Annotated in this window: 9 protein-coding genes, 3 rRNA genes and 1 pseudogene (1 of these 13 cut by a window edge); 7 read left to right on the top strand and 6 right to left on the bottom strand. The window is 64.3% G+C overall.

The window, feature by feature from the left end; all coding sequences use genetic code 11:
* The 3 genes from ACUTAG_RS07060 to rrf (ACUTAG_RS07050) all read left to right on the top strand — a co-directional run.
* Positions 1 to 2320 (top strand): 23S ribosomal RNA (locus ACUTAG_RS07060); it begins 561 nt to the left of the window's first position.
* 201 nt (positions 2321 to 2521) lie between these two features.
* Positions 2522 to 2634 (top strand): 5S ribosomal RNA (rrf, locus tag ACUTAG_RS07055).
* Positions 2635 to 2810: 176 nt separating this feature from the next.
* Positions 2811 to 2923, top strand: a 5S ribosomal RNA gene (gene rrf, locus ACUTAG_RS07050).
* A gap of 164 nt (positions 2924 to 3087) precedes the next feature.
* Here rrf (ACUTAG_RS07050) and ACUTAG_RS07045 read toward each other — a convergent pair.
* Positions 3088 to 3822: pseudogene (locus ACUTAG_RS07045) on the bottom strand (aldolase); the annotation flags it as partial.
* Between the two features lie 123 nt (positions 3823 to 3945).
* Positions 3946 to 4659, bottom strand: a complete 714-nt coding sequence (locus tag ACUTAG_RS07040; protein WP_148318322.1) for a haloacid dehalogenase type II — start codon at positions 4657 to 4659, stop codon at positions 3946 to 3948.
* Between the two features lie 194 nt (positions 4660 to 4853).
* On the opposite strand from ACUTAG_RS07040, the gene ACUTAG_RS07035 reads away from it, so the two are divergent.
* Complete coding sequence (locus ACUTAG_RS07035) at positions 4854 to 5741, top strand: LysR substrate-binding domain-containing protein (protein ID WP_026384225.1); 888 nt, start codon at positions 4854 to 4856, stop codon at positions 5739 to 5741.
* Here the strand turns inward: ACUTAG_RS07035 and ACUTAG_RS07030 are convergent.
* The 3 genes from ACUTAG_RS07030 to ACUTAG_RS07020 form a co-directional block, all read right to left on the bottom strand.
* Positions 5733 to 6128, bottom strand: coding sequence for a YchJ family protein (locus ACUTAG_RS07030; protein ID WP_148318324.1), 396 nt, complete (start codon positions 6126 to 6128; stop codon positions 5733 to 5735). The genes ACUTAG_RS07035 and ACUTAG_RS07030 overlap by 9 nt on opposite strands.
* Before the next feature lie 8 nt (positions 6129 to 6136).
* Positions 6137 to 6409, bottom strand: coding sequence for a GNAT family N-acetyltransferase (locus ACUTAG_RS07025; RefSeq protein WP_006385666.1), 273 nt, complete (start codon positions 6407 to 6409; stop codon positions 6137 to 6139).
* 95 nt (positions 6410 to 6504) lie between these two features.
* Positions 6505 to 7449 (bottom strand): 3-hydroxyacyl-CoA dehydrogenase NAD-binding domain-containing protein, encoded by a 945-nt coding sequence (locus ACUTAG_RS07020; protein ID WP_020929086.1) that lies wholly within the window; start codon positions 7447 to 7449, stop codon positions 6505 to 6507.
* A 146-nt stretch (positions 7450 to 7595) separates the two neighbouring features.
* Between ACUTAG_RS07020 and ACUTAG_RS07015 the strand changes: the two genes are divergently transcribed.
* On the top strand, positions 7596 to 8228 hold the full coding sequence (locus tag ACUTAG_RS07015; RefSeq protein ID WP_054447032.1) for a hypothetical protein: 633 nt from the start codon (positions 7596 to 7598) through the stop codon (positions 8226 to 8228).
* Between the two features lie 85 nt (positions 8229 to 8313).
* Here the strand turns inward: ACUTAG_RS07015 and ACUTAG_RS07010 are convergent, their stop codons facing one another.
* Positions 8314 to 9717: an MFS transporter gene (locus ACUTAG_RS07010; RefSeq protein WP_020929084.1), complete on the bottom strand. Its 1404-nt coding sequence runs from the start codon at positions 9715 to 9717 to the stop codon at positions 8314 to 8316.
* Between the two features lie 148 nt (positions 9718 to 9865).
* On the opposite strand from ACUTAG_RS07010, the gene ACUTAG_RS07005 reads away from it, so the two are divergent.
* Both ACUTAG_RS07005 and ACUTAG_RS07000 read left to right on the top strand, forming a co-directional pair.
* Positions 9866 to 10732, top strand: a complete 867-nt coding sequence (locus ACUTAG_RS07005; protein ID WP_020929083.1) for a LysR family transcriptional regulator — start codon at positions 9866 to 9868, stop codon at positions 10730 to 10732.
* A gap of 114 nt (positions 10733 to 10846) precedes the next feature.
* Positions 10847 to 12250, top strand: a complete 1404-nt coding sequence (locus tag ACUTAG_RS07000; protein ID WP_054471111.1) for an amidase family protein — start codon at positions 10847 to 10849, stop codon at positions 12248 to 12250.
* Positions 12251 to 12262 lie beyond the last annotated feature (12 nt).

Raw genomic sequence — 12262 nt, 5'->3', positions numbered from 1 at the left:
CTTTTGTATAATGGGTCAGCGACTTACATTCAGTGGCAAGGTTAACCGAATAGGGAAGCCGTAGCGAAAGCGAGTCCGAATAGGGCGATTCAGTCGCTGGGTGTAGACCCGAAACCAGATGATCTATCCATGGCCAGGTTGAAGGCACGGTAACACGTGCTGGAGGACCGAACCCACTAATGTTGAAAAATTAGGGGATGAGCTGTGGATAGGGGTGAAAGGCTAAACAAATCTGGAAATAGCTGGTTCTCTCCGAAAACTATTTAGGTAGTGCCTCAAGTATTACTGCGGGGGGTAGAGCACTGTTATAGCTAGGGGGTCATGGCGACTTACCAAACTATGGCAAACTCCGAATACCCGCAAGTACAGCTTGGGAGACAGAGCACCGGGTGCTAACGTCCGGACTCAAGAGGGAAACAACCCAGACCGCCAGCTAAGGTCCCAAATTATCGCTAAGTGGGAAACGAAGTGGGAAGGCATAGACAGTCAGGAGGTTGGCTTAGAAGCAGCCATCCTTTAAAGAAAGCGTAATAGCTCACTGATCGAGTCGTCCTGCGCGGAAGATGTAACGGGGCTAAGCGATAAACCGAAGCTGCGGGTGTGTACTTTGTACACGCGGTAGGAGAGCGTTCTGTAAGCCTGCGAAGGTGGCTTGTAAAGGCTGCTGGAGGTATCAGAAGTGCGAATGCTGACATGAGTAGCGATAAAGGGGGTGAAAAGCCCCCTCGCCGTAAGTCCAAGGTTTCCTGCGCAACGTTCATCGGCGCAGGGTGAGTCGGCCCCTAAGGCGAGGCAGAGATGCGTAGCTGATGGGAAGCTGGTTAATATTCCAGCACCGTCGTACAGTGCGATGGGGGGACGGATCGCGGAAGATCATCAGGGTGTTGGATGTCCCTGTTGACGTATCGAAGATGGCGCTTAGGCAAATCCGGGCGCGTAAATCAAGGGTACGGCACGAGCGAGCATTGCTTGCGAAGTGATTGGAAGTGGTTCCAAGAAAAGCCTCTAAGCTTCAGCTGTACGAGACCGTACCGCAAACCGACACAGGTGGACGGGATGAATATTCCAAGGCGCTTGAGAGAACTCAGGAGAAGGAACTCGGCAAATTGATACCGTAACTTCGGGAGAAGGTATACCCCGGTAGTGTGAAGCGCCTGCGCGCTTAGCATGATGGGGTCGCAGAGAATCGGTGGCTGCGACTGTTTATTAAAAACACAGCACTCTGCAAAGACGAAAGTCGACGTATAGGGTGTGACGCCTGCCCGGTGCCGGAAGGTTAAGTGATGGGGTGCAAGCTCTTGATCGAAGCCCCGGTAAACGGCGGCCGTAACTATAACGGTCCTAAGGTAGCGAAATTCCTTGTCGGGTAAGTTCCGACCTGCACGAATGGCGTAACGATGGCCACACTGTCTCCTCCTGAGACTCAGCGAAGTTGAAGTGTTTGTGATGATGCAATCTACCCGCGGCTAGACGGAAAGACCCCATGAACCTTTACTGTAGCTTTGCATTGGACTGTGAACCGGCCTGTGTAGGATAGGTGGGAGGCTTTGAAGCGTGGTCGCTAGATCACGTGGAGCCATCCTTGAAATACCACCCTGGTTTGTTTGCGGTTCTAACCTTGGTCCGTTATCCGGATCGGGGACAGTGCATGGTGGGCAGTTTGACTGGGGCGGTCTCCTCCCAAAGTGTAACGGAGGAGTTCGAAGGTACGCTAGGTACGGTCGGAAATCGTGCTGATAGTGCAATGGCATAAGCGTGCTTGACTGTGAGACTGACAAGTCGAACAGGTGCGAAAGCAGGACATAGTGATCCGGTGGTTCTGAATGGAAGGGCCATCGCTCAACGGATAAAAGGTACTCTGGGGATAACAGGCTGATACCGCCCAAGAGTTCATATCGACGGCGGTGTTTGGCACCTCGATGTCGGCTCATCTCATCCTGGGGCTGTAGCCGGTCCCAAGGGTATGGCTGTTCGCCATTTAAAGAGGTACGTGAGCTGGGTTTAAAACGTCGTGAGACAGTTTGGTCCCTATCTGCCGTGGGCGTTGGATACTTGACGGAGCCTGCTCCTAGTACGAGAGGACCGGAGTGGACGTACCTCTGGTGTACCGGTTGTCATGCCAATGGCATTGCCGGGTAGCTAAGTACGGAAGAGATAACCGCTGAAGGCATCTAAGCGGGAAACTCGTCTGAAGATTAGGTATCCCGGGGACTTGATCCCCCTGAAGAGTCGTTCGAGACCAGGACGTTGATAGGTCGGGTGTGGAAGCGCAGTAATGCGTTAAGCTAACCGATACTAATTGCTCGTGAGGCTTGATCCTATAACACTGATGGTTATGACCTGGTGGTATAGCGTTCCAAGTGTCGTTCAATACAAAATCTGGCTGCCCCGTCAGCAGCCAGCCAACACCAATTACACCCACTGTGCGTTGATCATCGAGTCACACTCTGATCCCCACACGTTGCGCTTCTTCCAAGATTGGAGCGGTTGTCCCTCAAAGACAATCTCTCAACCCGTTACGCCTGACGACCATAGCAAGGTGGTACCACTCCTTCCCATCCCGAACAGGACAGTGAAACGCCTTTGCGCCGATGATAGTGGACGGACGTCTGTGAAAGTAGGTCATCGTCAGGCTTTTATTGCTCAAAACCCCATAGGCTCGCGCCTGTGGGGTTTTGTTTTTATGAAAAGCCCGTTCATGCGCGCGCCACGATTATCGAGCCCGGCTCTGATCGTCGCGAACAAAGCTGGCCATGCAGTACCCAGGATTGGAGCGCTCGCCATCGAGGCGGGATGCTCGGCAGGTCAAGCCTGATACCCATAGCAAGGTGGTACCACTCCTTCCCATCCCGAACAGGACAGTGAAACGCCTTCGCGCCGATGATAGTGGACGGACGTCTGTGAAAGTAGGTCAGTATCAGGCAGTTATTCAAGAAGAAAACCCCGCAGGCTGACGCCTGCGGGGTTTTTTCATTGGCGGTTGCTTTCCGGCTACTACGATCTGGCGCCGCGGGTGGGAGCCAGGCAGGTGCCGGTCTCCCCGGGGAAGAAGGAAGGGCAGCCAGGCTGACGCTGCGCGGCGTCCGGCAACTGGCGCCGCAATGCGGCGAAGAACAGTTCCGACTGCAGGCGTTCGCTCTGTATTTGCGCGGCCACCTTGCCGGCGATCAGCGGATCCACCGGGGCCAAGGCGCGGCCGGTGGATTCGGCAAGCACCTGCGCGGTACAGGCGCGTTCGAGGAAGAAGAGATCGTCGTAGGCGTAGTCGAGCCGCTCGCCGCAGACCACCACACCGTGATTGCCGAGGAAGGCGATGTCGGTGCCCTGCATGGCGCGGGCAATGCGTTCACCTTCGCTGGCGTCCAACGCCAGGCCGTTGTATTCGTCATCGACCGCGATGCGGCCATGGAAGCGCATCGCATTCTGCGAGAGCGTGGTGTCGAGGGCGCGGATGCTGGTGAGCGTCAATGCGGTGGCGTAGGGCATGTGGGTATGCAATACACAGGCCTTGCCGGCGATGCGATGGATTGCGGCGTGGATGAACATGGCCGTGGGTTCGACTTCGTGGCGTCCCGCCAGCTTACGACCCTCGGCGTCGACCAGCACGATATCGGCAGCCTGGACCTCATGCCACATCAGGCCGCGCGGGTTCAGCAGGAAATGGTCGGAGTCTCCTGGTAGCGCCACGCTGAAATGGTTGCAGACGCCTTCGCCGAGCCCGTGGGCGGCGGCGGCGCGCAGCGCCAGCGCAAGGTCATCGCGCAGGGCGCTGACGTGCTCGGCGTGGAACAGCGCGTTGGCGAAATGAGGATCGTGGTTCATTGGCTGCCCGATTGAAGTTGGAAATCGCCAGGATGGCGTCGTGAGCGAGAGTGCCGGGCGGCGGCGTCGAGCCGGCCGGGATGTCGGACCGGAACGGGCGGTGATATCCGCCCGCCCGATTCCCTACATCCAGCCGGCCTGGCGCAACAGCCCGGGTACTTGGTCCAGAGTCGATACGGTAGCGTCGGGACGGTAGTCCGGCAAGGGCTGGCGGCCGGTACCGCGGTCGATCCACACGCAGCGAAAGCCGATGTCGCGCGCGGCGGCATGGTCCAGGTGGGGACTGGCGCAAATGTGCACGACTTCGTCCGGGGTGACGCCGAGGCTGTCATGGGCATGGGCAAAGATGCGGCGCGACGGCTTGTAGGCGCCCGCCTGTTCGGCGGTGACGACGCGGTCGACGTGACCGCCCAATTGCGCCACATTGCCGGCGATGATGGCGTCGTCGGTATTGGAGATGATGCAGAGGCGGAAGCCAGCGCGCTTGAGCAGCGCAAGCGTGTCGACCACTTCGGGAAATGGCGGCATGGCCGAAATACTGTCGGTGAGCAGCGCGGCATCCTGCGGGCGATATTCGAGTCCCAGGTCGTGCATGGTCAGCCGCAGCGCTTCGCGCGTGATGTCGGCGAAACGCCGATGGGGCGGGGTGCGCTCCAACCGATGTTCGTGCTCGTCGTAGATACGCAGGAACCGCGTGGGCGTCGGGGCGCGCTGTGCCCCCTGATTGGCGGCCAGAATGCGGGCCACGGCGGCGTGCAGGCCTTCATCCCATTGGATCAGGGTGCCGTAGCAGTCGAAAGTGAGCCATTGCGGGCGCGGGAGGTGATCCAGGGGCATGGCGTTTCCTTGAAGATTGGTGAGGACGGTGCCAGCTTAGGATTGCTCAGGTAAGTTGTAAAATTAATAATAAAACTGCTATCAGTGAAATTTTAAATATCATTCCTGGCAGGTGAAAACGAACGCGAAAACGCCTGGCGCCGCGGCGAGGTTCGCGGAAACCGGGACCCCGAGGCTTCTCAAACGGACATCTCATGCTCGATCTCGAATTGCTCCGCACCCTGGTCTGCGTGGTCGATGAAGGCAGCTTCACACGGGCCGCCGGTCGCGTGCACCGCACACAATCGACCGTGAGTCAGCAGGTACGCAAGCTTGAGCAGACCGTGGGCAGGACCCTGTTGCTGCGCGATCGCGCCGGCAACCAGGTGCAGGCCACCGGCGATGGCGAGCTGATGCTGGCCTACGCGCGCAAACTGCTGGCGATGGCGGACGAGGCGGAACTGGCGCTGGCGACGCCGCGTCGCGCGCGGGCGATCCGGCTGGGCATTCCCGAGGACTTCGATGTGGCGCGACTGACGGCGCTGCTGGCTGGGTTTGCCGCGAGCCATCCGGATATCCGCCTGGAAACCGGCAGTGGCATGAGCATGGAGCTGAAAGCCCGGCTCGGCGCCGGGGAACTGGATCTGGCCCTGATCAAGCGGGAACCCGGCGAAGGCCCTTGCCTGGCGGCGTGGCCCGAGCAACTGGCGTGGGTCGGAGATGAGCGTTTGCTGCAGGGCGTGGAGCCGCTGCCGCTGGTGTTGTTTCCGCACGGCTGCATCTATCGCAAGCGCATGATCTATGCGCTGGAAAGCGCCGGTCGGTCGTGGCGCGTCGCGTATCACAGCCAGAGCCTGGCTGGTGTGCAGGCCGCGGTGGCGGCGGGGCTGGGGATTTCGCTGCTGCCGGCTTTCGCATGCCTGCCCGAGCATGGCGTGTTGGGGCCGGAGTCGGGTTTGGCGCCGGCGCCTCGGACGGAGTTGGCGATCGTGGGAGGAGCGGGCGCCGCGGCCGATGCGGCGCTGAAGAACCTGGTGACGGTGCTGGCGCAGGCGGTGGGCCAGGACGTGCAGATGCCGCCGCGCCGGCGGGCTTCAGCTTAGGTCGCCATCCAGGTAATACCAGCGCCCGGCTTCACGCACGAAGCGGCTGACCTCACGCATGCGGCTGGCGCGCCCGGCCAGGCGGCTGCGGGCCACGAATTCGACGGTGGCGTGATCGGCATCCTGGTCGCGGGCCTGCTTGATGGCCAGGCCGAGCCACTTCATCGCGGGCGGATTGGGCTCGAGCGAGGCCGGGCGGGTCGTGGGATGCCAGGTTTCGAGCAGGTAGTCGAGCTTGTCCAGCACGAAGGCGCTGTAACGCGAACGCATCAAGTCTTGCGCGGTGGGAGCCTGCAAGGCTTGGGGGCCCTGGTGCCAGCGGCCGCAGCAGGCGGTGTAGGTTTTGCCGGTGCCACAGGGACAGGCGGTGGAGTCAGGCGCGGTCACGGCAGGGCTCAGGCCAGCAGGTCGTTGTATTCGGGGTGGCGGCGCATGTAGACGTCGGCATAGGAACACTGCGGACGGACTTTCCAGCCTTGCGCGCGGGCCGTGTCGAGGGCGACGCGGGTGAGTTCGGCGGCGATGCCGCGTCCACCCACCTGGCTGGGCACGCCGGTGTGCGTGATGGTCATCACGCCATCACGCAGGTGGTAGTCCAGTACGCACAGCACGCCGTCGACGGTGGCGGTGTAGCGGGAATGGGCGGTGTCGTGGATGACGGAAAGCATGGGAATCCCTGCGTGTGAAAGAGCGGGCGGCGTGGCGTCCCGGGCAACGGACAGCATAACAGCGGCGGGTTGCTGGCTGGCGCTGCCGGGCCGGATCAGCGCTGCAGGACCTTCAGCAGCGCCGTCAGCTGCGCGTCGCGATCCCGCACCAGGTCGGCGATGTCGCGCTGGCCGGCTTCGGCGTTGACGCCTTCGATCAGGCGGCGCCGCAGTTCAGGCGTGACCTCGGGCGTTCCCAGGTCGTCCCACCAGGTCTGGATGGGGCCGAGCAGGTGATCCATGAAATGTGCCATGCCGCCGGCGCCGCCGCCGAGGTTGAAGGTCATGTGCGGGCCGAACAGAGCCCAGCGCAGTCCTGGGCCTTGCGACACGGCGGCATCGATATCGGCGACGCTGGCGACATTGTCGGCGGCCAGGTGGATCGCCTCGCGCCACAGCGCGGCCTGGAGGCGGTTGGCGATATGGCCCGGGACTTCCTTGTTGACGCGGATCGGATGCTTGCCCAGCTGGCGGTAGAAAGCGATGCAACGCTCGACCGTCGCTTCGGAGGTCTGCTTGCCGCCCACCACCTCGACCAGCGGGATCAGGTGAGGCGGGTTGAACGGATGGCCGATGACGAAGCGCGCCGCATGTTGGCAGCGTGCCTGCAGGCGGCTCATGATGAGTCCGGAGGAGCTGGAGGCGACGATCACTTCGGGCGGCAGCAGCGCGTCCATGCGCGCGAACAGGTCGGTCTTGAAGTCTTCGCGTTCAGGGCCGTTTTCCTGGACGAAGTCCACGCCGCGCAACGCGCCGGCCAGGTCGGCATCGAAACGCAGCGCCTCGGGGCTCGCGCCCGCGGCCACGCGGCCGAGCTCGGTCAGCACTGGCCAGGCGGCGGCGACGCGCGCGCGCGTCAGGGATTCCGCGTCGGCAGCGGGATCGCAGACCACGACTTCGAGTCCATACGCCAGGAACAGCGCGGCCCAGCTGGCGCCGATGGTGCCCGCGCCGACAATGGCGACGCGGCGGATGGCGGGGGAGGGGGACGTGTCGGTCATGCGAGGCTCCGGAAGGTGTCCAAGGAAGGTCCATTGTGAAGCAAAGCGGGCCGGGTTGCCACGCGGGGCCTCGGCGGGCAAGATGGCGGGATGCCGGCGGCCCCTGCTTGCGCAACACCGCCATTCACTTTTTGCCGGAGCGATTCATGGACGTGTCGCGGTCAGCCGAACGGCGGGCGGTGCCGTATTTCTGCCAATGGGAATCGGCCCATCTGGCCGGCGCCATCATACGCAAGGAACTGCGGCTGGAGGACGATCCTTCCTGGCGCGCCTCCGGCGCGCGGGACGTGGCGGAATATGCCCGCTGGGCCAGCCATGTCTGCGGCATGGCCTGCTTGAAGATGGTGCTGGCCGCCACCACCCGGCAGGTCCATCCGACCCTGGAACTGGCGCGTCGCAGCATGCCCTACGGCGCCTACACCGAGGACGGCGAGGGGCGCATCAAAGGGCTGATCTACGCGCCGTTCGTGCGCTTCGTGGCCGAGGAGTTCGGGCTCGAAGCCGAGGTGTGCGTGGACCTGCGGGGAGAGGCGCTGCCGGCAATGATGAGCCGCGCCGCCTATTTCATGGCATCGGTTCATCCGTGGATCCGATGGCCGGATCGTGAACCGCCCGCCCGGGGCGGCCACCTGGTGCTGGTGACGCGGGCCACGCCGGAGCACGTGACTTTCCACAATCCTTCCGGCGAGCCGGGCGCGCAGGCCGATGCCTGTGTGCCGCTGGATGTCTTCGACCGTTTTTTTGCCGGCCGCGGGATCGCGATCCTGCGTCGCGATTGACCGGCCGCGCCGCGCGCCGTTGAGGTGCCGTGGCTTCACGGCGGTACGGCCTCGCCGCCAGATGACGGCCAGCCGCCGATGCCCGTCAGGTGTTGCGGGCGTGACGCAGGTGCCGCCATACCAGCATCGCGGCAACCAGATAAGCGGCGGCGATGATGACGTAGGAGGCGGGCAGGCTGGCATGCCAGTCCGGCAGCAGGTGCAGGATGGTGCCCATCAGTGCCACCCCCACCAGGGCGCCCGATTGCCGGTTGGCGTTGAGCGCGGCCGCGGCGCTATTGGCGTGATGCTTGCCCGACACCTGCATGACCACGCTGGTCATCGCCGGCACCGCGATGCCGACTCCCAGGTTCGCCAGCGCCACCACAGCGGCGAAGGGCCGGTAGGGCATGTCGGGCGTGAACGCGGCCAGGCCCGCCAGGCTCATGACCGTCGCCAACAGGATGCCGCCCAGCAGCGAGGCGGATACGTTCCAGCGCGCCGATATGCGGCTCGAGATCAGGTTGCCGATGGAGAACACCGCCAGCATGGGCACCAGTTGGATGCCGGTCTCCAGGGCGTCGGCGCCGCGGGCCTGTTGCAGGAACAGGCTGAGCAGGAACAATTGGCCGTACGAGGCGAGGTTGATGAGAAAGCCCACGCCGTTGGCCGCCGCAAACTGCGTGGTCTGGAACAGCGCGCGCGGAATGATCGGCTCGGCATGGCGCCGTTCGCGGTGTATCAGCAGCGTGGCGGCGAGCAGGAACACGAGCGCCGCGCCCAGGATGGGCAACGAGTCCCATCCGTAGGCGTTGCCCTGGATCAACGCAAAGCAGAGCGATGACAGCGCGACGACACCGAACACATGGCTCAGCGGATTGAGCGCGCGCGGGCGGCGCGGGGCCGCCTGGATGCGGCGCCGCGCCAGCCACAGGCCCGCCAGGCCCAGCGGCAGGTTGATGAGGAAGATGCCGCGCCAACCGAACTGGTGGATCAGCACGCCGCCCAGCAGCGGACCGGCGGCGCCGGCCACGGCCACGATGGCCGACCATGCGGCCAGCATGCGATTGCGCACCTGGTCGTCTTCATAGGCATGGGTCAGCAGGCTGAGCGAACTGGGCATAAACAGCGCGGCGCCCAGGCCCTGCAGCATGCGGGCGGCGATCAGCAGGTCTCCCCCGGGCGCGATGCCGCATAGCAGCGAGGCCAGGGTAAAGACGCCCAGCCCCGCCAGATAGACGGTCTTGGCGCCATAGCGGTCGGCCAGGGCGCCGGCCACCAGCAGCAGGGCGGCGAAGGTCAGGGTGTAGCCGTCGACGATCCAGACCAGATCGGTGAGCGGCACGGTGAACTGCTGCGCGATGCTGGGCAGGGCGACGTTGACGACGGTGACGTCGAGCATGGCCATGACGAAGCCGATGGCCAGGGTGACAAGGGGCAGCAGGCCGGTCGCGGCGGGACGAAGGGCGGGTTCGACGGGGAGCGGGGCAGTGGAACAGGCGGGGCGCATGACAGGAACTTCCGGGGACTTCCGAGGTGCACAGATTAGGGGTTCCGCTGATGCAAAAAAATAGGAGAATCTGCTTTATAGTGATGCAAATTTGCATCAACCATTTGGCGCCGTGGCGATCCGCCGTGGCCTTGGCGGAGCCGCCTGCATGGATTGGGACAACGCGCGCATCTTCCTGGCGATCTACCGCAATGGCACCCTGCGTGGCGCCGCGGCCCTCTTGCAGATCGATCAGGCCACGGCTGGCCGCCGGCTGGCGGCGCTGGAGGCTTCGCTGGACGCCCGCTTGTTCCTGCGCACGCCGTCGGGCTATGTGCCGACCGCCGCGGGTGAACAGGCATTTGCCGCGGCCGAGCGCATGGAGCAGGCCGCCGATCAGCTGCAACGGCAGATGCAGGGGCTGGACCACCGGCTGTCGGGCGTGGTGCGGGTGGCGACATCCGAGACCGTGGCCAGTTATTTCATCATGGAAGCCATCAGCCGGCTGCACGTGCAGCATCCCGACATCCGCATCGCGCTGTCGACCTCGATTCAGCTGAGCAACCTGACCCGGCGCGAAGCCGATCTGGCAATCCGCAATATCAAGCCGGACAATCCCGACCTGATCCAGCGCCATCTGGCGCGCAAGGAAGTCGGACTGTATGCCTCCCGCTCCTATCTCGAGGCGCATGGCGAGCCGCGTCCCGGAACCGCCTTCGCCGGCCATACGCTGGTGACCTACCAGCAGGCCGTGCTGCCGGGCTGGTCGGACACCTTCTGTGGCGAGCCCACCGGGAATGGCCGCATTGCCATGGAATTGAATTCGGGCCTGATGATCATCGAGGCGGTGGCGGCGGGCCTGGGCATCGGCGAACTGCCCATCCATATGGCGCCGCAGTATCCAGACCTGGTGCGGATCTGGCCTCATCGCAGCGAGCCCTATGATTTATGGCTGGTGATGCATGGCGACCTGAACCGGACAGCGCGGGTGCGCGCCGTCGCGGACGCGATTGTCGAGGTGTTCGAAGAGGACTGAAGCGCATGGCCTGGCGGTGCGCCCCGGCTTGTGGACGCGTGCAAGGGGCGCTAAGGTGGACCGTCCGGCGGCGCCTGGCCGCCGGTTTCCGTTGACCAGACAGAGGAGTGCCGCGTGTCCGATCTTTGGCGTTTGTCCGCAGTTGAGCTTGCCGCCCGTATCCGCCGGCGCGATGTTTCCGCAGTCCAGGCCGCGCAGAGCGCGCTGGATCGCCTGCAGGCGGTGAATCCCCTGATCAACGCCGTGGTCGATCACCGGCCCGAGGATGCGTTGGCGCAGGCGGCCCTGGTGGACCAGGCCCTGGCGCGCGGGGAAGACCCTGGCGCGCTCGCGGGTGTGCCGGTGACGGTCAAGGTCAATGTGGACCAGGCCGGCTTTGCCACCACCAACGGCGTGACGTTGCAGAAGGACGTGATCGCGACGGCCAACAACCCGGTGGTGGACAACCTGCGCAAGGCGGGCGCGGTGATCATCGGCCGCACCAACACCCCCGCGTTTTCATTGCGATGGTTCACCGGCAACCGGCTGCACGGCAATACCTTGAACCCGCGCAATCCCGCGCTGACGCCGGGAGGCTCGTCCGGCGGCGCCGCGGCGGCGGTGGCGGCGGGCATCGGCCATCTGGCGCATGGCACCGATATCGCGGGCTCGATCCGCTACCCCGCCTACGCTTGCGGCGTGCACGGCCTGCGTCCGTCGCTGGGCCGTGTGCCCGCCTACAACGCAGCCCTGCCCGAACGCACCATCGGCGGCCAGATCACGGCGGTGTCCGGCCCGCTGGGCCGCAGCATCGCCGACCTGCGGCTGGGCCTGGCCGTGATGGCCGCGGCCGATCCGCGCGATCCGTGGTGGGTGCCGGCGCCGTTGACCGGTCCGGACCGGCCGCGGCGCGTGGCGCTTTGCCTGAATCCCGATGGCATGGAGACCGCGCCGGCGGTGGTCAAGGCCTTGCAGGATGCCGCTCGGCGCTTGAGCGAGGCGGGCTGGGCGGTGGATACGATCGATACCCTGCCGCCGCTGCAGGAGGCCGCCGACCTGCAGATCCGCATGTGGATGGCGGATGGCTACGACGCCATGGTCGAGGCCGCGCGCAAGGAAGGAGACCGCGGCGCGCAGGTGGCCCTGGAGGGCCAGCGTGAAAACGTGGCCGGCATGGACATGGCCGGGTTCTCGGCGGTGTTGACGCGCCGCGCGACGCTGACGCGCCTGTGGGAGCTGTTCCTGACGGAATATCCCGTGCTGTTGCTGCCGGTGTCCGCCGAGCTGCCGTTTTCCGACAACCTGGACCTGGAGGGCGACGCGGCCTACCGTCGCGTATGGCGCGCGCAGATGACGCAGATCGGCCTGCCTTTCATGGGATTGCCCGGGCTGACCGTGGCCATGGGCAGCGCCGGCGACAGTCCCGTGGGCGTCCAGGTGGTGGCGGGGCGCTACCGCGAGGATCTGTGCCTTGCTGCCGGGGCAGTGATCGAGGCCGGTGGCCCCGCCGTCGGCATTGCGGAGCCGGTGGTCCGCTAGCCGGCGGTAGCA

Source organism: Achromobacter sp. CSND-B12, assembly GCF_052906545.1.
Note: the sequence above shows the minus strand (reverse complement) of the source record. Positions and strands in the feature narration are given on the sequence as shown.